Genomic DNA, 21,487 nt, shown 5'->3' with positions numbered 1-21,487 from the left:
GCATGCGCGCCGACGACTCCACCGCGGACACCGCCGTCATCTCCGGTGTCGGCTCCTGCCTCCCGCCGCGCGTGGTCGACAACGACGCCGTGATCGCGCGCGGCGCCCTGCTGACCGACGCGGGCTGGATCCGGGACCGCACCGGCATCGAGCGCCGCCGGCACGCCTCCCCCGGTACGAGCACCGGTGATCTGGCGGTCGGCGCGGGCCGGGCGGCGCTCGCCTCCGCCGGGGGCGCCCGACCGGACCTGGTGCTCCTCGCCACCTCCACCCCCGACCACCCGTGCCCCGCGACCGCCCCGGAGGTCGCCCACCGGCTCGGCCTCGGGACGGTCGCCGCGTTCGACGTGTCGGCGGTCTGCTCGGGGTTCCTGTACGCGCTGGCCGTCGCCACCGGCCTGGTGCGCGGCGGGGTGTGCACCGCGCCCCTGGTGATCGCGGCGGAGACGTACACCTCCATCGTCGACCCCGCCGACCGGGGCACCGCCCCGATCTTCGGCGACGGGGCCGGTGCCGTGCTGCTGCGGCCCGGCGTACGGGAAGAGCCCGGGGCCGTCCTCGCCACGGACCTCGGCTCGGACGGCGGCGGCCGGGCCGCCATCACCGTCCCGGGCGGCGGGGCCCGGCACCCCCGCCATCTGCCGCCGCCCGCCCCGGACGCGCACTTCTTCCACATGGAGGGCCGTGCCGTATACGCCCACGCGGTACGCCGCATGACGCAGTCCTCCGACGCCGTGCTGCGGCGGGCGGGGTGGACACCCGACTCCGTACGGGCGTTCATCGGCCACCAGGCCAACCAGCGGATCCTCGACTCCGTCGGCGACCGGCTGGGGATCGCGCCCGCGCACCGGTACGGCAACATCCGCGAGCTCGGCAACACCGCCGCCGCCTCGGTCCCCCTGGTTCTGGCCGACCTGTCCGTGCACCGGGCGGTGGCCCCCGGCGAGCGCACCCTGCTCACCGCTTTCGGCGGCGGCTTCACCTGGGCGTCCGCCGCCCTGACCTGGCCCGACGTCAGGCCACTGACCGAGCCGCCGGACACCGTCCCCCTCCCCCGTACCGCCACCACCCCTCCGCCCCCTGATTCCGCCCCCGTGAGGAGCCCCCAGTGGAACGCGTCTGCACCCACCTCGTGACCCTGCTCGGCGACAAGTTCGAGGTCGCCCCCGAGCTCATACGCCCCGACACCACCCTCGGTGAACTGGACCTGGACTCCCTCGCCGTGGTGGAGCTCTACGTCACCCTCCAGGAGGAGTGGGGCGTCCCGCTCGACGACTCCGCCGCCACCGCCGAGCTGACGGTCGACGAGGTGGCCCGGTCGGTGGCCGGGCTCCTCGCCGCGAACGGGACGCCCGGGGACGCGGCGCCGTGACCGACGACATCGCCGTCACCGGCATCGGCCTGGTGACACCCGGTGGCACCGGCACCGAGGCGACCTGGGACGCGGTGTGCGCCGGGCGGGCGACCGCGCGCACCGACCCCGTACTGGCGGAGGCGGGTGCGCCGGTGCGCCTGGCCTGCCGGGTACCGCCTCAGGAGCCTCGGAAGCCTCAGCAGCCTCAGGAGCGGGTACGGGGGCGGCTCTGGCGGTTCGACCCCGCCACCCGGTTCCTGCTGACCGCCGCCCGCGAGGCCGTCGCGTCGGCCGGGCTGGACCCGGGGCGGTGGGACCCCGCGCGGGTGGCGGTGGTCGTGGGCACGGCGGCGGGCGGGGTCTCCACGCTGGAGGCGCAGCACCGCAAGCTGCTGGCCTCCGGTCCCGGCGCGCTCTCCCCGATGACGCTCCCCGCCTTCCTCCCGAACATGGCCGCCGGCCACCTCGCCATCGAACTCGGCGCCACCGGGCCCTCGTTGCAGACCTCCACGGCCTGTGCGTCGGGCGCGACGGCGATCATCACGGCCGCGCTGCTGCTGCGGGCGGGGATGTGCGACATCGCGGTGGCGGGCGGTACGGATGCCATGGTCACGCCCCTGTGCGCCTCGGCGTTCGCCAAGCTGGGCGCGCTGTCCCGGCGGGAGGACGACCCCGGCGCCGCCTCACGCCCCTTCGACCGGGACCGCGACGGGTTCGTGCTGGGCGAGGGGAGCGGGGTGCTCGTCCTGGAACGTACGGACCACGCGGCCGCCCGTACGGTCCGGCCCCTGGCGTTCCTCGCCGGGTTCGGGGCGACCGGCGACGCCCACCACGCCACCGCCCCGCACCCCGAGGGCGCCGGGCTGCGCGCGGCGACCCGGGAGGCGCTGGCCCGGGCCGGGCGCTCCCCGGGCGAGGTCGGCCACATCAACGCCCACGGCACGAGCACCGCACTGAACGACGCGGTGGAGGCCACGGCGATCCGGGAGCTGTACGGCCCCGGTCACGCCCCCTCGGTCACCTCGGCCAAGGGCGTGCTGGGGCACACCATGGGCGCGGCCGGGGCGATCGAGGCGGCGCTGACCGTGCTGAGCATCGCCCGCGGGACCGTACCGCCCACGGCCGGCTTCACGGCCCCGGATGCCACCACGGCGGGCATCGACATCGTCCGCGCGGCCGCCAGGCCACAGCAGGTCGGTCTCGCCCTCAGCCACTCCCTGGGCTTCGGCGGGCACAACACGGTCCTGGCGTTCACGCGCGCCCGGCACGGATGACGGACCCGGCCACTCCTTCGCGCGCGTGTCGCTCGCGTTCCGCTCCCGCCCCCTTGACCGAAAGTTACTTTCCCTATATCCGTATCATCTTGGAAGTTTCTTTCACCCCCGGGAAGGAGCTCACGTGCCCCACCGCACCTCACGACGCACCCTCCTCACCGCCACCGCCGCCGCCACGGCCGCCGCGGCCACCGGCGTCCTCTCCGCCACCGGCACCGCATCCGCGCACTCCACGAACGCCTCCACCGACCGTCGGCTGCGGCGGATCATCGCCGGGATGAGCCTGGAGGAGAAGGTCGGCCAGCTCTTCGTGATGCGGGTGTACGGGCACTCCGCCACCGACCCCGACCAGGCCGACATCGACGCGAACCTCAAGGAGATCGGGGTCCGCACCGCCGCCGAGCTGGTCGCCACGTACCACGTCGGCGGGATCATCTACTTCACCTGGGCGCACAACACCCGCGACCCGCACCAGATCGCCGCCCTCTCCAACGGCATCCAGCGCGCCGCCCGGGCCGGGCGCTCCCGCGTCCCGCTGCTCATCTCCACCGACCAGGAACACGGCATCGTCTGCCGGGTCGGTGAGCCCGCAACCCTGCTGCCGGGTGCGATGGCGCTGGGCGCGGGCGGCTCGCGCTCGGACACCCGGCGGGCGGCCTGGATCGCGGGCGCCGAACTGGCCGCGGTCGGCATCAACCAGAACTACGCGCCGGACGCCGACGTGAACGTCAACCCGGCCAACCCGGTCATCGGCGTACGCTCCTTCGGCTCCGACCCCGAGTCGGTGGCCGAGCTGGTCGCGGCGCAGGTGAAGGGGTATCAGGGCGCCGGGGTCGCGGCCACCGCCAAGCACTTCCCCGGCCACGGCGACACCAGCACCGACAGCCACACCGGGCTGCCCGTCATCGGGCACACCCGACAGCAGTGGGAGGAGCTGGACGCGCCGCCGTTCCGGGCCGCGATCCGGGCCCGTATCGACTCGGTCATGACCGCGCACATCGTGGTCCCGGCGCTCGACCCGTCCGAGGACCCGGCCACGCTCTCCCGGCCGATCCTCACCGGCATCCTCCGCGAGGAGCTGAGCTACGACGGGGTGGTGGTCACGGACTCGCTCGGCATGGAGGGCGTACGCACGAAGTACGGCGACGACCGCGTGCCGGTCCTCGCGCTGCTGGCGGGCGTGGACCAGCTGCTGAACCCGCCGAACCTCTCCGTCGCCTGGAACGCGGTGCTGGAGGCGGTCCGCGGCGGCGAGATCAGCGAGGCCAGGATCGACGCGTCCATCCTGCGGATCCTGCGGCTGAAGACGAAACTGGGCCTGTTCCGCGACCCGTTCGTCAGCGGCCGGGGCGTCGACCGCACGGTCGGCGTCCGCAAGCACCTCCTCGACGCCGACCGGATCGCCGAGCGCACGACGACCCTGCTCGCCGACCCCGGCGCCCTGCTCCCGCTCTCCCGCCGCACCCACCGCCGGCTCCTCGTGGTGGGTGCCGACCCGGCGTCCCCGTCCGGCACGACGGGCCCGCCGACCACGACCCTGACGGGCGCCTTCACCGAACTGGGCTTCTCCGCAACGGCGTTGTCCACCGGTACGGCCCCGAACCAGGCGAAGATCGCCGAAGCCGTCGCCGCCGCACAGGGCAGGGACGCGGTGGTCGTGGCGACGTACAACATCACGGCGGGCAGCACCCAGCGCACCCTCGTCGACGCCCTCGTGGCGACCGGCGTCCCGGTGGTCGCCGTCGCGATCCGCAACCCGTACGACGCCGCCCACCTCACCGGCCGGGGTCTCGCCGCGGTCCTGGCGACCTACTCCTGGACGGATGTCGAACTCCGCGCCGCCGCCCGGGTGATCGCGGGCCGCGCCGACCCGGAGGGCAGGCTCCCGGTCCCGGTCCAGCGGGCGGACGACCCGGCGCGGGTGCTGTACCCGGTGGGTCACGGGCTGTCGTACTAGGGCGGATCCACACCCGGCAGCGCGGCGCCCGCCGGCTCTCCTCCGTACGAAGGGGAGCCGGCGGGCGCTGTGTTCACGGCAGCGGCTACGGGCGCAGGATGCCCTCGCCGCGCTCGACCTCGCCGTTGAGCTGGTCGAGCTTCGTGTCGAACTTCGCCAGCGGCTTCGCCTTCGCCGGGTCCGCCTGGACCGCCGCCGGGGCGACCCCCGCCCAGCGCAGGATCGCGGCAGTGGCCTTCGCCCTGCGGTCCTCGGGCAGACCGGAGACCCGGGCGCCGTGGTTGCCGCCCGGCACGGTGTACACGTAACTGTCCTTGGCACCGCGCCCCAGCCGGAAGGGCTCCGCACTCCACGGGTCGTTCTCCCCGTACACGTACAGCATCTGCCGGGCATTGTTCCGGACCCAGCTGTCCACGTCCCGCATCGCGCCCCGGTCGAACTTCATCGGGATGGAGCGGGGCACGAAGCTGCGCGGGGCCTGGTAGCCGTAGCGGCTCAGGTTGCCCAGCCAGGGCTGCCTGATGTCCGGCGATCCGAGCTGGGTGCCCGCCTGGTAGTAGTACGGCGTGTACGTCTCCAGGTCCTGGTCGGAGTAGAAGGAGAAGCCGGAGATCCCGTCGACGGAGTCCCAGATCGCGTCGTCGGTGGCGTTCTTGGCGTCGGCCGGGATCTCGGAGCAGTCGGCGAGCAGGCTGTACTGCCAGAAACCGAAGACGTAGTCCATGACGGCGGCCTCGTAGGCCCGGTCGAGGGAGCCGAGGGTGGTGAAGGTGAGGCCGTTGGCGGCGGCGTACTCCTTGAACCTCTTCTGCAGCGGGGCCCGGCGGATCAGCGCCTCGCGCTGCACCGCCTGCAGCTTGTCGCGGCACTCCTTGGTTCCGACGTTCCGGAAGAACCGGTCGTACGCCGAGTCCTCACGGTCGTCGACATCGTTGGGCGCGACGTACGCGACGACGCCGTCCATGTCCTTCGGGTAGAACCGCTCGAAGTACGTGGCGGTCATACCGCCCTTGGAGCCGCCGGTGGCCAGCCATTTCTTCGGGTAGACCTTCTTCAGCGCCGTGAACACCCGGTGCTGGTCACTGGCCGCCTGCCAGATGTCGAGCTTGGTCCAGTCGGCGGGCGCCGGGCGGGACGGGGTGAAGAAGCGATACTCCAGGGAGACCTGGTTCCCGTCGATGATCTGCGTCGGCTCGCTGCGGCTCGGGTTGGTCGAGACGTTGTAGCCGCTGGTGGCGAAGACCGTGGGACGGGCGGTGTCCTTGTGCAGCACGGTGATCCGCTGCTGGAACGTGCCCTTGGACGGGCGCCGGTGGTCGACCGGCTGGGTGTAGTCGAGGACGAAGTAGCGGTATCCGGCGTAGGGCTTCTCCTCGATCAGGTTCATGCCCGGGATCGCCAGGATGCGGTCCTTGATGTCCTCGTTGCCCGTTTCGCCGCCGCGTACGGCGGCGAGGCCGCTCCTCTTCGCATCCGGTTCCGCGGCGGTGGCCGCACCGGCCGAGGCTCCCGCCGCTCCCAGCGTGCCGATGAGCACCGCGAGCGAGAGAACCCCTGTGAGCGCCTTGCGCATACACCCTCCCCTTGATTCACAACAGTCGCCGTGAACTTAGCGAGGGCAACGCACTGCGCGCCAGACCCAGTTGCGCGTGTCCTGGTTCCTCACGCGTTTCCCGTACAGGGCCCTGCGGGGCCCTACGGTGTCCTACGGGGCCTTACGGTCCGGTCAGCAGAGGATCCAGCCGGTGGAGGCCGACTTCCCGGCGACCGTTCCGGTGGCCCGGACGCAGCGGTTGAGGGCGTTCACCGTCACCGGGCCGGCCATCTTGGTGAACGAGCCGCTGTCCTTGACCACGCGTCCGCCGCGAGGCTGGAGCGTGACGCTCATCGCCCGCTTCTTGCCCGGCTTCTTGGCGACGGTGACGGCACACACGTGGGCGCGGCTCTTGTAGACGCGCAGCTCGCCCGTCGCGAACGCGACCGTCTTCGCGGGGCGGCCGGAGCAGGCGGGCGCGGCCTGGGCCGCCGTGGCCGGGGCGCCGAGGAGGAGCACGAGACCGGCCAGCAGCGGCAGGACGAGCAGGCGCGCCGCCACCCCCTCGCGTCGAGGCCGCCCCTGCGGTCCCCTGGATCCCGCCGCCCTGTCGAACACTTTCGCCCCCACCTGACATCTGTACGCACCTGTGCGTCCCTGGCTACGACGCAGCAGACCCCCGGGAGGTTGCACGGGCGGGCCGGGGCTCGCCTCAGACGCCCGCGGGCTCGTCCTCCCCTATGCCCTCGCCGATGTCCTCCCCTATGAACGTGCGCCACAGCCGTGCGTACCGCCCGTCCAGGGCCAGCAGCTCGTCGTGCGTACCGTCCTCGGCGACGCGCCCCTGGTCCATCACCACGACCCGGTCGGCACGGGCGGCGGTGGTCAGGCGGTGCGCCACCACCAGCGTGGTGCGGCGGCCGGTGAGCCGGTCGGTGGCCTGGTTGACCAGGGCCTCGCTGGCGAGGTCCAGGGCAGCGGTGGCCTCGTCCAGGAGCAGGATGTCCGGGTCGACGAGCTCGGCGCGGGCGAGCGCGATGAGCTGGCGCTGCCCGGCGGAGAGGTTACGGCCGCGCTCGGCGACCTCGTGGAGGTAGCCGTCCTCCAGGGTGGCGATCATCTCGTGCGCGCCGACCGCGCGGGCGGCGGCCTCCACCCGGGCGTCGGTGGCGTCGGGCAGCCCGTAGGCGATGGCGTCGCGGACCGTACCGGGGAAGAGGTACGCCTCCTGGGGGACGACACCGAGGCGGTGGCGGTAGGCGGTCATGTCGAGCCGGCGCAGATCGGTGCCGTCGGCGGTGACGCGGCCGCTGGTGGGGTCGTAGAACCGGGCGACGAGCTTGACCAGGGTCGACTTCCCCGCGCCCGTCTCGCCGACGAAGGCGACGGTCTGCCCGGCCGGGATGTGCAGGTCGATGCCGGTGAGGGCCTCTTCCTCCTTGCCGTACGCGAAGGAGACGTCCTCGAAGGCGATCTCGCCGCGCAGGGAGAGCACGTCGAGCGGTTCGTCCGGGTCGGCGGTGGAGGTGGGTTCGCGCAGGAGCTCCTGGATGCGGCCGAGGGAGACGGTGGCCTGCTGGTAGCCGTCGAAGACCTGGGAGAGCTGCTGGACGGGGGCGAAGAACAGGTCGATGTAGAGGAGGTAGGCGACCAGGGCGCCGGTGGTCAGCGTGCCGTTGTCGACCCGGCCCGCGCCGACGATGATCACGGCGGCCGCGGCGATCGAGGCCAGCAGCTGGACGAACGGGAAGTAGATGGAGATCAGCCACTGGCCGCGCACCCGGGCCTGGCGGTAGTGGTCGCTGCGCGCGGCGTAGCGGGCGGCCCCGTCGTGCTCCCGGCCGAAGGCCTGGACGATGCGGAGGCCGGAGACGGACTCCTGGAGGTCGGCGTTGACGCCGCTGATGCGCTCACGGGCCAGCTCGTACGCCTTGACGCTGCTGCGGCGGAAGAAGTACGTCCCGATGATCAGCACGGGCAGGGTCGCGAAGACGACCAGGGCGAGCTGGATGTCCAGGACGAGCAGGGCGACCATGATGCCGAAGAAGGTGACGACGGAGACGAACGCGGTGACCAGGCCGGTCTGGAGGAACGTCGAGAGGGCGTCCACGTCCGTCGTCATCCGGGTCATGATCCGGCCGGTCAGCTCACGCTCGTAGTAGTCGAGGCCGAGCCGCTGGAGCTGGGCGAAGATCTTCAGGCGGAGCGAGTAGAGGACCCGCTCGCCGGTCCGGCCGGTCATCCGGATCTCGCCGGTCTGGGCCACCCACTGGACGACCACGACGGCCAGGGCGATCGCGGAGGCCGCCCACACCGCGCCGATCGAGACCTGGGTGACGCCCTCGTCGATCCCGTGCCGGATCAGGACCGGCAGCAGCAGGCCCATCCCGGCGTCCACGGCGACGAGCCCGAGGCTGACGAGCAGTGCGGCACCGAAGCCGCCCAGCAGCCGGCGCAGTCCGTAGGAGTCCTCGGACCGCACGGCACGCGCCTCGTCGACCTGGGGGGTGTCCGTGGCGGGCGGCAGGGCCTCGACCTGGGCGAGCAGTTCGGGGGTGGCGGGCATCCCGGCGACCGTGGCGTCCCGCTCCTCCTCCTTGCGGATCCACAGCTGGGGCGTGACGCCGCGCTCGGCGTCGAACTCGGCGTCCAGCTCCTGCTGGAGGGCCCGGCCGCCGTCGGGGTCGGCCTCGCCGCGCTGCGGCCGGTGGCCCGGGGACGTACCGCCGAGTTCGTCGGGGTCGGTGAGCAGACGGCGGTAGAGCGGGGAGGTGCGCTCCAGCTCCGCGTGGGTGCCGAGGGCGGCGAGTTTCCCGCCGTCCAGGACGGCGATGCGGTCGGCGAGCTGGAGGGTGGAGCGGCGGTGGGCGATGAGGAGCGTCGTGCGGCCCGCCATCACCTGCTTGAGGGCCTCGTGGATCTCGTGCTCGACGCGGGCGTCGACGGCGGAGGTGGCGTCGTCCAGGAGGAGGAGCCGGGGGTCGGTGAGGATGGCGCGGGCGAGGGCGACCCGCTGGCGCTGGCCGCCGGAGAGGGTGAGTCCGTGCTCGCCGACTGTGGTGTCGTACCCGTCGGGCAGCGCGGAGATGAACCCGTGGGCCTGGGCGGCGCGGGCGGCCTGCTCGATCTGCTCCTGGGTGGCGTCGGGGAAGCCGTAGGCGATGTTGGAGCGGACGGTGTCGGAGAAGAGGAAGCTGTCCTCGGGGACGAGCCCGATGGCGGAGCGCAGGGACGCCTGGGTGAGCTCGCGGACGTCGTGGCCGCCGATGAGGACGGCGCCGTGGGAGACGTCGTAGAAGCGGGGCACCAGGAGCGAGACGGTGGATTTGCCGCTGCCGGAGGCGCCGACGATCGCCATGGTCTCGCCGGGTTCGACGGTGAGCGAGAAGCCGTCGAGGACCGGGCGCTCCTCGTCGTACGCGAACCGTACGTCGTCGAACTCGATCCCGGCCGGGGCGTCGGCGGGCAGCTCCTTGGTGCCGTCCTTCATGGAGGGCTCGGTGTCGATGAGCTCCAGGACGCGTTCCACACCGGCGCGGGCCTGCTGGCCGACGGTGAGGACCATGGCGAGCATCCGGACCGGGCCGACGAGCTGGGCGAGGTAGGTGGAGAAGGCGACGAACGTGCCGAGGGTGATCTCTCCCCGGGTGGCCAGCCAGCCGCCGAGGGCGAGCATGGCGACCTGGCCGAGGGCGGGCACGGCCTGGAGGGCGGGGGTGTAGCGGGAGTTCAGCCGGATGGTGCGCAGCCGCCCGGCGAAGAGCCGCCGGCTGACCTCACGGAGCTTGCCGGTCTCCTGGTCCTCCTGGCCGAACCCCTTGACGACCCGGACCCCGGAGACGGCCCCGTCGACGACTCCGGCGACGGCGGCGGCCTGGCCCTGGGCGTACCAGGTGGCGGGGAAGAGGCGGGCCTTGGAGCGGCGGGCGATGAACCAGAGGGCGGGGGCGACGGCGAGGGCGACGAGGGTGAGCGGCAGGGACAGCCACGCCATGATCACCAGCGAGATGATGAAGAGCAGGACGTTCCCGATGGTCATCGGGAGCATGAACAGCAGCCCCTGGATGAGCTGGAGGTCGCTGGTGGCCCGCCCGACGACCTGCCCGGTGGACAGCTCGTCCTGACGCTTCCCGTCGAGCCGGGTGATCGTCGTGTACATGTCCGTACGCAGATCGTGCTGGACGTCCAGGGCGAGCCGGCCGCCGTAGTAGCGGCGGATGTAGGTGGCGATGTAGACGAGGACGGCGGCCCCGATGAGGAGGCCGGTCCAGACGGCGAGCGAGCGCGTGTGGTCGGTGACGACGTCATCGATGATCACCTTGGTGATCAGCGGCACGAGGGCCATGACGGCCATCCCGGCGAGCGAGGAACCGAGCGCGAGCACGACGTTCCGCCGGTACCGCCACGCGTACCCGGTCAGCCGTCGGCCCCACCCCTGTTGCTCTGCGCCCGTCACGCGTTGCCTCCCGGCCTGTCCGCTGATCCGTCTGTTCTCGCCTGATCTTCCGGAAGGCACCAACACGGCGGGGAGCGGATTTCATCCCTCCGCAACAAACGGGGCGAGTCAAGGCGCGACGCCCCCTTCACTCGTCCGGTGGACTTCCGGCTCCCTCCATACCGATATACACTGCCGAATATATACGGTTCACTATATGGAAGAACCCTTCATCATCGAGATCGAGCCGGAGGTCCGACTGTGGCTGACGAACCTGTCGGCGAATGACTACGAACGGGCGGCACACGCGGCGGGCAGGTTGGCGCGGTGCGCGACCACGCTGGACGAGCCGCACTCCCGGTTCATCGGGGACGGAGTGCGGGAGCTCCGGTTCGAGATGGGGCGCAATCGTGAAGCCGTGCGGATCTCGTACTGGCTGGCGCCTGGGCGCCGGGTCGTCCTGCTGACCGTCTTCCGCAAGACGCGGCAGCGCGAGAATGCGGAGATCGCCCGCGCCAGGCGCGCCAAGGCGATCTGCGAGACGGAGCACGAGCCCGCCCACGACACATTCATCCGCGATGTCTGGACGCGACGTCTGGAAAGGAAGAGCCACATGGTGAGTCACGCACAGTGGAAGCTTGCCCGGGACCGGAAGGTCGCCGAGAGCATCTCGGAGGGCGAGGACAGCGCCGAGAGCGCGGAGCGCGTGCGGCGCCGCCTGGAGCTGGATCTGGCCTGGGACCTCGGACAGGCCGTCTACGACCGTCGTACGGCGCTGGGGCTGGCCCAGACCGAGCTGGCCCGGCGTGCCCGGATGAGCCAGCCGCAGGTATCCAAGCTGGAGCTCGGGGGGTCCATGCCGACGGTGCCCCTGCTGGCCCGGCTCGCCCGCGCCCTGGACGCCGACTTCAGCCTGACGCCGCTGGGTGAAGGCGTCCGGGTCTCCTTCATCCCCCATGACCCCGCCCATACGGAGGCCGCCACGGAACGCGCGCCCGCGTCCGCCGCCGAAGCGGAGACGGACGCGGACGCGGGTGCGGGTGCGGAGAGGGCGGCGGCCACAGGCTGAGCGAATACGCCGGCCGCACGGCCTACAGGTGCGTCGGCTCGAACATCCGCAGCAGGGCCGGAAGCACGACGACCGACGGCCCCGGGGCCGCGAGAGCCTTGCCGAGGTCGGCGGCGAGCGACTCCGGTGTCGTACGGACGGCGGGCACGCCGAAGGACTCGGCCAGGGCGACGAAGTCCGGGCGGGAAAGCTCGGTCCCCGTGGCCTCGCCGAAGGCGCCCGTCATGTACTCGCGCAGGATGCCGTAGCCCCCGTCGTCCACGATCAGCCAGGTCAGCGGCAGGTCGTACTGGCGCGCGGTGGCCAGCTCCGCGATGGAGTACATCGCCCCGCCGTCACCGGAGACCGCGAGCACCGGGGTCGTCGGGTCGGCGGAGGCAGCCCCGATGGCCGCCGGGAAGCCGTAGCCGAGGCCGCCCGCGCCCTGGGCGGAGTGCATGGTGTTGGGGCGCCGCGCGTCGAACGCGGACCACGCCCAGTAGGCCAGGATCGTCATGTCCCAGAAGCTGGGCGACGCGTCGGGCAGCGCCTCGCGGACGGCGGCCAGGACCTGCTGCTCCAGGGAGAGCTCCTGGGCGTCGATCCGGACCCGTACCTTCTCCAGCACCGTCGCCACGCGTTCCGCGGCACCCGCGTCCTCGCGCCGCTCCACCGCCTCCAGCAGCTCGGCCAGCGCCTCGCGGGCGTCGGAGTGGATACCGAGGGCGGGGTGGTTGGACTCCAGCTTCCCGGCGTCCGCCTCGATCTGGATGACCCGGCCGCGCGGCCGGAAGGTGTGGTAGTTCGAGGAGAGTTCGCCGAGCCCGGAGCCGACGACGAGCAGGACGTCCGCGTCCTCCAGGAAGTCGGTGGTGTGCCGGTCCTCCAGCCAGGAGCGCAGCGAGAGCGGGTGCTCCCAGGGGAAGGCGCCCTTGCCGCCGAAGGTGGTGACGACGGGCGCGTCGAGCTTCTCGGCGAGCGCGCGCAGCTTGCCGGAGGCGTCGGACCGTACGACTCCGCCACCCGCGATGATCACCGGGCGTTCGGCGTTCGACAGCAGGTGGGCCGCGGCGATCGTCAGCTCGGGGCGCGGGTAGAGCTCACGCGGGGTGGCGTCCATGGCGCTGACGACCGGCAGAGTCGTTTCGGCGAGCAGCACGTCCTGCGGGATCTCCACCCAGACCGGCCCGTGCGGGGCGGTCAGCGCGGACTCCCAGGCGGCGGCGATCGCGGACGGGATCTGCGAGGCGGAACGCACGGTGTGGACGGACTTCACGATGTCCCGTACGGAGGCCTGCTGGTCGCGCAGCTCGTGCAGATAGCCGTGGCGCCCGCCGCCGAGCCCCGCCGTGGGGACCTGGCTGGAGATCGCGAGGACGGGCGCGGAGGCGGCGGCCGCCTCCTGGAGCGCGGCGAGCGAGGTGAGCGCGCCGGGCCCGGTGGAGAGGAGCAGCGGCGCCACTTCACCGGTGATCCGGCCGTACGCGTCGGCGGCGAACCCGGCGTTGTTCTCGACGCGGAGTCCGACGTACCGGAGGGAGGAGCGGCGCAGCGCGTCGAACATGCCGAGCGCGTGCTGGCCGGGCAGCCCGAAGACGGTGGTCGCGCCGAGCCCCTGGAGCGACTCCACGACGAGGTCACCACCGTTGCGGCCGGGCGGCGGGGTCAGTACGGCGGCGGCCTGCGCGGCGGTGAGCTGCGGCCGGTCGTCGTGGTCGTGGCTCACTTGGCTTCCTTGTCTGCCTTCGCCGCCGCGATCTGACGGGACATGATCGTCGTCAGCTCGTACGCGGTGTGGGAGGCGGCCACGGAGGTGATCTCGGCGTGGTCGTACGCGGGCGCCACCTCGACCAGGTCGGCGGAGACCAGGTGGCAGGAGGAGAGCCCGCGCAGGATCTCCAGCAGCTCGCGGGAGGTGAGGCCGCCGGCCTCGGGGGTGCCGGTGCCGGGGGCGTGCGCCGGGTCCAGGACGTCGATGTCGATGGAGATGTAGAGCGGCCGGTCCCCGATGCGCTGGCGCAGCTGGTCGGCGATCTCGTCGACGCCGCGCCGCATGACGTCGGCGGAGGTGACGATGCCGAAGCCCATCTTCTCGTCGTCGGTCAGGTCCTGCTTGCCGTAGAGCGGGCCGCGGGTGCCGACGTGGGAGAGGGCGGAGGTGTCGAGGATGCCCTCCTCGACGGCCCGGCGGAAGGGGGTGCCGTGGGTGTACTCGGCGCCGAAGTAGGTGTCCCAGGTGTCCAGGTGCGCGTCGAAGTGGAGCAGGGCGACGGGCCCGTGCTTCTTGGCGACGGAGCGCAGGAGGGGCAGGGCGATGGTGTGGTCACCGCCGAGGGTCATCAGGCGTGCGCCGGTGTTCAGCAGGTCGTCGGCGGCGGCCTCGACGGTCTCGACGGCCTCGTTGATGTTGAACGGGTTCGCCGCGATGTCCCCGGCGTCCGCGACCTGCGCGAGGGCGAACGGCGAGGCGTCCTGGGCCGGGTTGTACGGGCGCAGCAGCCGGGAGGCCTCACGGATCGCGTTGCCGCCGAAGCGGGCGCCGGGCCGGTAGGAGACCCCGCTGTCGAAGGGCACGCCGACGACGGCGACATCGGCCCGCCCGACCTCGTCGAGCCGGGGCAGCCGGGCGAACGTCGCGGGCCCGGCGTACCGCGGGACGCGGGAGGAGTCGACGGGACCGCGCGGCGATTCGGTGCTGCTCATGGGGGTGGTGTGCCTTTCGTTCGGTTTCGTACGTGTCAAGTGTGCGGGGTCCGGTGAGCGAACCCAGCCCGTCCGGCGTTCGAGGACGGAACCGGTCAGGTGGTGGCCGGCTCCGGGTCAGGCGCGCCCCGCCCCGCCACCCGCTCCCGCCAGGCGGCAAGCACAGCCACATCCGTAGGCGGGGTCGCCAGCGACACGACGACGTACACGGCCAGCGAGGACAGCAGCCCGTAGTAGATCGGCTGGTTGGCGAGGATGCCGTAGTACGCCATCAGCCCGACCACCGCGACACCCCCCACGCACACCGCCGACAGCGCCCCCGCCGCCGTCCCGCGCCGCCACAGCAGCCCGCCCAGGATCGGCACGAGGAGCCCGCCCACCAGCAGGTTGTAGGCGACGGTCAGCGCCTGGACCACGTCGTTCAGGGCGATGGCGATCAGAATGACCGCGATCCCCATGATCAGGATGAACGCCCGGTTCCCCCTGACCTCGTCATGCGGCTCATCGCCGTCACCGCCCCCGCCCCCACTCCGCACCACGGCCCCCCGCAACCGGGACCAGATGTCGTTGTTGGCGACGGTCGCGCAGGCGATCAGCGCCCCGGAGGACGTGGACATCACGGCGGCCAGCGCGGCGGCGAGCACCAGCCCCCGCACCCCCACCGGCAGCTCGTCCTTCACGATCGTCGCGAACGCGGCGTCCGCGCTCGCCAGGTTCGGGTACATCACCTTGGCCGCGGTACCGATGACGGCTCCGGCGATGGCGTACACGAGGCAGTACGTCCCGGCGACCGTCCCGCCCCACCGGGCCGTGCGGTCGCTGCGGGCGGTGAAGACCCGCTGCCAGATGTCCTGCCCGATGAGCATGCCGAAGGTGTAGATGAGGACGTACGTGAAGATCGTCTCGCCGCCGATGCCGAGCGGGTCGAAGTACTCGGTGGGCAGCTGGGCCTTCATCTCGCTGAAGCCGCCCGCCTTGACGACGGCGATCGGCAGGAGGAGCAGCAGCACCCCGATGGTCTTGACGACGAACTGGACCATGTCGGTGAGCGTGATCGACCACATGCCTCCGAGCGTCGAGTACGCGACGACGATGGCACCGCCGAGGACGATGGCGACCGTGCGGTTCACGTCGAAGAGGACGTCGAAGATGGTGGCGTACGCGATGGTCGAGGTGACCGCGAGCATCAGGGTGTACGCCCACATGACGACGCCGGAGATGATCCCGGCCCGCCCGCCGTAGCGCAGGTCGAGCATCTCGGAGACGGTGTAGACCTTCAGCCGGGCGATGCGCGCGGAGAAGAAGACGGAGAGCGCGAGCAGCCCGAGCCCGATGGTGAGGACCATCCAGGCGCCGGAGAGCCCGTACTGGTAGCCGAGCCCGACGCCGCCGATGGTGGACGCGCCGCCGAGGACGATGGCGGCCATGGTGCCCGAGTACATCCAGGGCCCGAGGCGGCGCCCGGCGACCAGGAACTCGCTCTTGGACTTGGCGCGGCGCATGCCCCACCAGCCCATGGCGAGCATGCCGGCCAGGTAGACGACGATCACGGCGTAGTCGACAGCCATGGGCTTCCCTCCGTCTCGCGCAACAGGTGCAGTGCGGGTGGTGCAGGTGCGAGGAAGACGGTAGGTGGCCGAAAGGCAGCGTTGAAGTGTACGTTTCCTCCACTCTCACCGCCGCGAATGGACGAACCCTCCATGCCGACACCGCCCGCCCACTCCCCCGGCCCGCCGGCCCCGCCCATCCCCCTCGCCGAACTCCTGGCGAGCAAGGACCTGGGCCTGCGCCGGATCGCGGGCCCGGCCGACGCCGACCTCCTCTGGGTGCACACCTCGGAGATGGCCGACCCCTATCCGTACCTCCTCGGCGGTGAGCTGCTGCTGAGCGCCGGGGTGCTGCTGACGGACCCGGACCACTACGTGGCGCGGCTGGTGGAGGCAGGGGCAGCGGCGCTGGGTTTCGGCGTCCGGCCGGTGCACGAGACGGTCCCCGAAGCCCTGATCGAGGCGTGCGACCGTTACGGTCTGCCGCTGCTGGAGGTCCCGCCGGAGACCCCGTTCACGACGATCGCGCGGGCGGTGTGGCGGCTGATGGCGGAGGCCCGCCACCGGGAGCTGCGCCGGGTGACCCGGGCCCAGCAGGCCCTGGCGACGGCGGCGGCCCGCCCCGACCCCGTACCGGCGGTCCTGCACCAGCTCGCCGCGCAGCTGAGCGGCCGGGCGGTGCTGCTGACGGGGCGGGGCGAGGAGGTCCACGCGGCGGGCCGGCGCCCGCCCCCGGAGGCGGCGGCAGCGCTGGCACGCCTGGCCCGGGTGGTCGCCCGCGAACGCCCCGGCTCCCCCGCGTCGGCCACCGACACCCACGGCGGCACGCACCTGGCCGCGTACGCGCTGGGCGGCGGCGAGGGCCTCGCCCTGGCCCTGGCGACCCGGCGGCGGGAGGCGGGCGACCACACGGTGGCCGGGATCGCGGTGGTCCTGCTCTCCCTCCTGGCCGCCCCGCACCAGGGCGCGGACGCGGCGGACCGCTCGGCGGCGCTGGTACGGCTGCTGCTCGGCGCCACGCCCGCCGAGGTGGCCCCGCTGCTGGGCTCCGCAGGCCCCTGGACGGTGATCCACGCCCGCCGCAGCGACGGCACGACGGCGGACGCCCTGACGGCCGGGGCGCTGGGGGCGTCGCTGGGCTCGGCGCTGGTGGACGCGGGGCGGGAGGGCGGCGACACGGTACGGGTCCTGCTGCCGTCGACCGCCGGGGAAGCGACCCGGGAAGCGGGCGGCGGCGAGGCGGCAGCACGACGGGAAGCAACCCCGCAACCGGGCGGCGGCGAGGCGGCAGCACGACGGGAAGTGACCCCGCAACCGGGCGGCAAGGAGCCCCCGACACCCCCACAAGCCCCCACCGTGCCCCCACAACCGGGCTGGACCCTCGGCGTCTCCGCCCCCACCCCGCTCGTGGCCCTGGGCTCCGCCGACCTCAGGGCGGCCCGCGCCCTGGCCCACGCGGAGGCGACCCGGGCCCCGCTGACGGTGGACACCCCGGTCACCGGCTTGGCCGCCCTCATCCCACCCGGCCAGGCGGCCGCCCACGCCCGCACCCTCCTCGCCCCGCTCACCCCGCCGCTGGCCGACACCCTGCGCTGCTGGCTCTCCCTGCACGGCAGTTGGGACCGTACGGCGGTGGCCCTGGCCGTCCACCGCAACACCGTCCGCCAACGCATCGGGCGGTGCGCGGTGTTGCTGGGCGTGGACCTCAACGACATGGACGTACGAACGGAGTTGTGGTTCGCGCTACGGCAGGAATAGCCGCCCGCAGCGGACGGCCGGCCCTCGCATCCGCCCTAAGGGTGCTCCCCGACGCGACGGTCGGTCCGGGAAAGGACGCCGGTGACGGACGCCGAGAACGGCTCCCGCTCGGTGCGCGGCAGCGGTACCTCGACCAGCTTGCCGTCATAGATCATCCACAAGCCGAAACAGTCGTCGTCCTCGTCACGGACGAGGACTTGAACAGAGCTCGGCTCCGGCCACGCCAGAGACTCCAAGTGGCTCAGCAGCCCTCGCCAGTTGTGGCGGATGAACTGGACGACCCACACATAACACTCATCGGTCGCCATGGACGACCCGTCGAACATGCCGTCGTCCACCCGCGTGAAGCACTGGTGCCACTCCCGGTTCTCATCGGGGCGGGTGAGGGGTTCCATGACCCCTTCGGCCCTGCGCGCCAGGACCATGACCTCTGCAAATCTGCTCATCAGCCCATGATGCCCGGGCCGGCCATGACAGGCGTGAGGTCATGACGGCCATGATCCGGCCGAACGGAACCGAGGGGTGAATCAAGCGGCAAGAGGTCTACTCGGCATCGGAGGCCGTGGCCTTGGACCCGGAAGGTACCGCGGACCCTGCACCGGTACCCCCGCCGTTCGTCCCCGCCTCGATGGCGGCGAAGCTCCGCCGTCGAAGCTCATCGCGTTCGACGTCCGGGATCGTCATCGACTCGGCGAGCACGGCGGCGAGCGCGCCCACTTGGGTGCTGCCGATGTCGGAGTGGAAGAGCCACCGGATGTTCTCGTCGCGCGTGATGAGGTCGATCGCCGACCGCCCGCCTCTGTCCTGTGCGGTCGCCGCACGGACGTATCGCACCCGGTCGACCGGGATGTCCGGCCGGATCTCGCCCTGCTCGAGGAACGCGCTCGTCCTGGCCGTGATGATGCGGCGGTCCGTGACAGCGACCAGCGTCTTTGCCGCCGCCTTGTCCCTCGCTGCCGCCAGCATCTCCTTCGCTCCGCTGAAGATCGCAGAGACGGGATTGGACGCATCCGGCTGATCGGGGAAGCCGATGACTCGCAGGGTCTCGCCGTCCTCGAGGAACCATCGCAGGATACGAAGGTACGGCCCGAGATCGAGCGATTCGGGTGCGCAGACCACACCCGGAGCATCGAGCGGAAGGGCAGGCGGATGGAGAACATCGGCAAGGGGCTCGATGGCCTCCAGAAGCTGGGCGGAGGTCCGACGGGCTGCGGTCGAGTCCTTCCGCTTTCCCGGCAGTGGCAGCGTGTCGCGTCCGGGAAGCTCGGCGATGATGCGCAGTTCCCGCGTCAGCGAGTCGACAAGGGCCGTCGTCTCGGCGAGAGCGGATTCGAGTTCCTTGCCGGTGTGGCGCGCAATGGCATCGACGAGCAGGGCCTCACCGGCGTCTTCGGCTCCAGCGGTTCTCGCTCTCGCGGCGTGGAGCGCCTGATATCCGGTCCACGCCTTGAGGGAGGACAGGAGGGCATGGGCATCGAAGACGATCGCCTCCGCGTTCGTCTCCAGATACTCACGACGGCCGCGCGAGTCGACTCGCTGGATCTGCCGGACGTGACTGTCGACGTTCATTCGGTACAGGTCGAGTTGCTTGCGCAGCGACGCTTCACTGCCCGTGACGGTGTCCCACAGGGACGTCGGAACCGATCCGATCTCTCGCGCCCGGTCGACCACTTGGTCCACGGTGGCGACCAGCGCCGTCAGCTCGGCCCACTGCCCGTGGCGGACGGTCGCGAGCACCTGGCTCGTCAGCGCGATGTTGGTTCTGACAAGGCCTGTGACCTCACTCAGCTGCATCTGAAGGGCGACCATGGCCAGCGCAGGCCCGATGGCGGCCGCGTTCCGGGCGGCGCTCACCGCGTTCACGGGGATGAGGCGGGCCTGGGCGATGATGCGGCCACTGGACGAGAAGACCGTTCCGAGGTTCGCACCGTCCTTGACGGCGAGCGTTCCGCCGGCCTTCAGCAGGGCCTGTGTCGCGTCGGTGATCCTGTAGAGCCCTTGCACACTGGCGAAGGCGGTTCCGAGGTTGCCGGCCAAGGTCGCCGCATTACCGACCGAGGCAAGGACGGCGGAGAGCTGCTTCCGGTCGGCGGCCGAAACGAGCCCGAAGTCGATCAGATCGAGCTTGAGTTCCGCCGGGACCTCGCCGAAGACAACAGCGACCCCCGGGAGCACCTCGGCCAGGACCGTCGATGCCGTCGTGGAGTCGGTGTCCACGTCGGGTTCGGGGTCGTCCGCACCAGGTGAGTCGGCGGTCTCGGTCAGGCCTTTCTCCTCAGGCTCGGCGGTCTCCATCGAGTCCGAAGGGTCCTGCATACGATCTCCTACCCCGGGGGGGCGCGTGACGGCCAGACGTCGTCAGCGTTCACTGCCGGAGTCTATGGCTCAACTCCCTCCGGATCAGCCCGAATCGACCGGTCGGCGCACGAACGCCGTCGGGCATCAGCTTGAAGTCACGCCATCCCCCCGACGCCTCTCTCGACGTGGTGCGTCGCCTCGGGATAGGGGCCGGGGACCGAAGCCAGGAGCAAAGGGCCGGAGCCGGAGCCGGAGCCGGTAAAGCGTTCGCACCACCACGGACGCGCTCACTAGCCTGCCGCCCATGACCTCGCTCGCGCGCCACCAACTGTCCCCCGCCGAAACCGGTCCGGCGCTGCGCGCACTGTACGAGTGGACACCGGCCGATGCCCCGGCCGGCGGTCTCCACCCCGGGGACGTGGGCTGGCTCCTGCGGTTGGATGACGCGGCCGTCCATCTCTGGACCGACGGTGAAGTCCCGGTGGCCGTCGGCTTCCTGGACGGCCCCGTGCTGCGCGTGACCGCAGCGCCCGACGCCGATCTCGGGGCGCTCGCGGCCGATGCCGAGGAGTTGCTCGTACCCGGCAACGACTGGTCCGACGGCCTGCCCGTACCCGGGTGGGTGCCCGAGCAGGAGGAGTCCTGGCTCGTCCTGTCGTGGACCCCGCGGCCGGTTGTGAGCCGCGCCGAGCCGGTCGGGGCGGCCATGACGGCCGACCGGGTGCAGGTGCACCGGGAAGCCTTCGCGGGATCCACGTTCACTGTCGAGCGGCACCGCACGATGATGCGGTCACCGGCGGCCGGGCTGGCCTGCGAAACACTCGTCCGTACGCCCGCCGGGGAACCCGCGGCCGCCGCGACCGGATGGTTCGCCGGCGAAGGCAGGTGCGGGCTGCTCGAACCGGTCGGCACCCATGCGGACCATCGCGGGCACGGCTACGGGCGCGATGCCGTGCTGGGCACGTGTGCGGCCCTGGCCCGCCGGGGCGCGAGTGCGGTTGCCGTCATGACCCCGTCCGCGAACGAGGCCGCGGTGGCTCTCTATCGATCGGCCGGGTTCACCGTCGTACGAGAGAACCGCGACTGGGCTCGCCCTCGATGAATGTGCACCGCCCGGGCACGCGCAGGCTCAGACCTCGATCACCAGCTGCTCGATGAGGCCGTGACCGCCGAGGGCGAACTGGAAACGCAGGTCGACAAGACCGCCCGGGAAGTCGCCTTCGAGCCGCTGCGTGACGGTCCAGCGGTCCGCGTCGGTCCGCTGCGCCCCGAGAAGTTCGGTCGTGTACGTGTACTCGCTCGCGGCGCCCGTGAGCCACCGACCGATCTCGGCATGGCCCCGGTACGTCTTGCCCTCGTCGGTCACGGCGGCGTCGGCCGCGAGGGTGGCGAGCGCGGCGGCGGTGTCGCGGGCGGTGTGCGCCACGAGGTAGCCGCTGATCGCGGTGGGGAGTTCGGCGGGGTCGTTGCTCCGGGACGGATCGGCACCCATGGTTGCGCTCCTTCGGTGGCTACAGCTGACTGACTACAGGCGACTGCTAAAATAGAAGCCAGTAACTTTCACTTTAGCAGTAACTCG

Annotated in this window: 16 protein-coding genes and 1 pseudogene; 8 read left to right on the top strand and 9 right to left on the bottom strand. The window is 72.1% G+C overall.

The genetic code is table 11. The features are described from left to right. Positions 1-2 precede the first annotated feature (2 nt). The 4 genes from IE264_RS01445 to IE264_RS01430 all read left to right on the top strand — a co-directional run bounded on the left by IE264_RS01445 (position 3) and on the right by IE264_RS01430 (position 4,585). A complete protein-coding gene (locus IE264_RS01445) occupies positions 3-1,136 on the top strand; it encodes a beta-ketoacyl-ACP synthase III (protein WP_190167561.1) in 1,134 nt (377 codons plus the stop codon). Next, the gene (locus IE264_RS01440; protein WP_190167560.1) at positions 1,109-1,372 is read left to right on the top strand and encodes an acyl carrier protein; all 264 of its coding nucleotides are present in this window, start codon (positions 1,109-1,111) and stop codon (positions 1,370-1,372) included. Before IE264_RS01445 ends, IE264_RS01440 begins: the two co-directional genes overlap by 28 nt. After that, on the top strand, positions 1,369-2,628 hold the full coding sequence (locus tag IE264_RS01435) for a beta-ketoacyl-[acyl-carrier-protein] synthase family protein (protein WP_032758522.1): 1,260 nt from the start codon (positions 1,369-1,371) through the stop codon (positions 2,626-2,628). The genes IE264_RS01440 and IE264_RS01435 overlap by 4 nt, the downstream gene beginning before the upstream one ends. A gap of 124 nt (positions 2,629-2,752) precedes the next feature. Next, positions 2,753-4,585, top strand: a complete 1,833-nt coding sequence (locus IE264_RS01430; RefSeq protein ID WP_032758520.1) for a glycoside hydrolase family 3 protein — start codon at positions 2,753-2,755, stop codon at positions 4,583-4,585. An 85-nt stretch (positions 4,586-4,670) separates the two neighbouring features. Here IE264_RS01430 and IE264_RS01425 read toward each other — a convergent pair whose 3' ends face one another. The 3 genes from IE264_RS01425 to IE264_RS01415 all read right to left on the bottom strand — a co-directional run bounded on the left by IE264_RS01425 (position 4,671) and on the right by IE264_RS01415 (position 10,575). Beyond that, positions 4,671-6,158 carry a S28 family serine protease gene (locus IE264_RS01425; RefSeq protein WP_032758519.1) on the bottom strand — a complete coding sequence of 496 codons (1,488 nt, stop codon included), beginning with the start codon at positions 6,156-6,158 and terminating at the stop codon, positions 4,671-4,673. Between the two features lie 153 nt (positions 6,159-6,311). Then, on the bottom strand, positions 6,312-6,680 hold the full coding sequence (locus IE264_RS01420; RefSeq protein WP_032758518.1) for a hypothetical protein: 369 nt from the start codon (positions 6,678-6,680) through the stop codon (positions 6,312-6,314). Between the two features lie 151 nt (positions 6,681-6,831). Next, positions 6,832-10,575 carry an ABC transporter ATP-binding protein gene (locus IE264_RS01415; RefSeq protein WP_032758517.1) on the bottom strand — a complete coding sequence of 1,248 codons (3,744 nt, stop codon included), beginning with the start codon at positions 10,573-10,575 and terminating at the stop codon, positions 6,832-6,834. Between the two features lie 196 nt (positions 10,576-10,771). Between IE264_RS01415 and IE264_RS01410 the strand changes: the two are divergent. Then, positions 10,772-11,137: pseudogene (locus IE264_RS01410) on the top strand (type II toxin-antitoxin system RelE/ParE family toxin); the annotation flags it as partial. Between the two features lie 30 nt (positions 11,138-11,167). Further along, entirely contained in the window at positions 11,168-11,623 is a 456-nt protein-coding gene (locus tag IE264_RS01405) for a helix-turn-helix domain-containing protein (protein WP_032758572.1), read from the top strand. Between the two features lie 22 nt (positions 11,624-11,645). Here IE264_RS01405 and IE264_RS01400 read toward each other — a convergent pair whose 3' ends face one another. From IE264_RS01400 to IE264_RS01390, 3 genes are all read right to left on the bottom strand, one after another. After that, complete coding sequence (locus tag IE264_RS01400) at positions 11,646-13,328, bottom strand: thiamine pyrophosphate-binding protein (protein ID WP_015608659.1); 1,683 nt, start codon at positions 13,326-13,328, stop codon at positions 11,646-11,648. Next, positions 13,325-14,305, bottom strand: a complete 981-nt coding sequence (gene speB, locus IE264_RS01395; protein WP_015608660.1) for an agmatinase — start codon at positions 14,303-14,305, stop codon at positions 13,325-13,327. The genes IE264_RS01400 and speB overlap by 4 nt, the downstream gene beginning before the upstream one ends. 95 nt (positions 14,306-14,400) lie before the next feature. Then, entirely contained in the window at positions 14,401-15,873 is a 1,473-nt protein-coding gene (locus IE264_RS01390; RefSeq protein ID WP_032758515.1) for a sodium:solute symporter family protein, read from the bottom strand. Between the two features lie 117 nt (positions 15,874-15,990). On the opposite strand from IE264_RS01390, the gene IE264_RS01385 reads away from it, so the two are divergent. Then, a complete protein-coding gene (locus tag IE264_RS01385; protein ID WP_063605768.1) occupies positions 15,991-17,610 on the top strand; it encodes a PucR family transcriptional regulator ligand-binding domain-containing protein in 1,620 nt (539 codons plus the stop codon). Positions 17,611-17,645: 35 nt separating this feature from the next. Here the strand turns inward: IE264_RS01385 and IE264_RS01380 are convergent, their stop codons facing one another. Then, positions 17,646-18,056 carry a hypothetical protein gene (locus tag IE264_RS01380; RefSeq protein WP_032758514.1) on the bottom strand — a complete coding sequence of 137 codons (411 nt, stop codon included), beginning with the start codon at positions 18,054-18,056 and terminating at the stop codon, positions 17,646-17,648. Positions 18,057-18,153: 97 nt separating this feature from the next. Then, on the bottom strand, positions 18,154-19,905 hold the full coding sequence (locus IE264_RS01375; RefSeq protein ID WP_229887337.1) for a hypothetical protein: 1,752 nt from the start codon (positions 19,903-19,905) through the stop codon (positions 18,154-18,156). Positions 19,906-20,212: 307 nt separating this feature from the next. On the opposite strand from IE264_RS01375, the gene IE264_RS01370 reads away from it, so the two are divergent. Beyond that, positions 20,213-21,010: a GNAT family N-acetyltransferase gene (locus IE264_RS01370; protein ID WP_032758512.1), complete on the top strand. Its 798-nt coding sequence runs from the start codon at positions 20,213-20,215 to the stop codon at positions 21,008-21,010. Between the two features lie 27 nt (positions 21,011-21,037). On the opposite strand, the gene IE264_RS01365 is transcribed toward IE264_RS01370, so the two are convergent. Then, on the bottom strand, positions 21,038-21,400 hold the full coding sequence (locus IE264_RS01365; protein ID WP_051821899.1) for a hypothetical protein: 363 nt from the start codon (positions 21,398-21,400) through the stop codon (positions 21,038-21,040). Between the last annotated feature and the right edge of the window lie 87 nt (positions 21,401-21,487).

It is taken from the genome of Streptomyces microflavus (genome assembly GCF_014650075.1).
Lineage (GTDB): Bacteria > Actinomycetota > Actinomycetes > Streptomycetales > Streptomycetaceae > Streptomyces > Streptomyces microflavus.
Note: the sequence above shows the minus strand (reverse complement) of the source record. Positions and strands in the feature narration are given on the sequence as shown.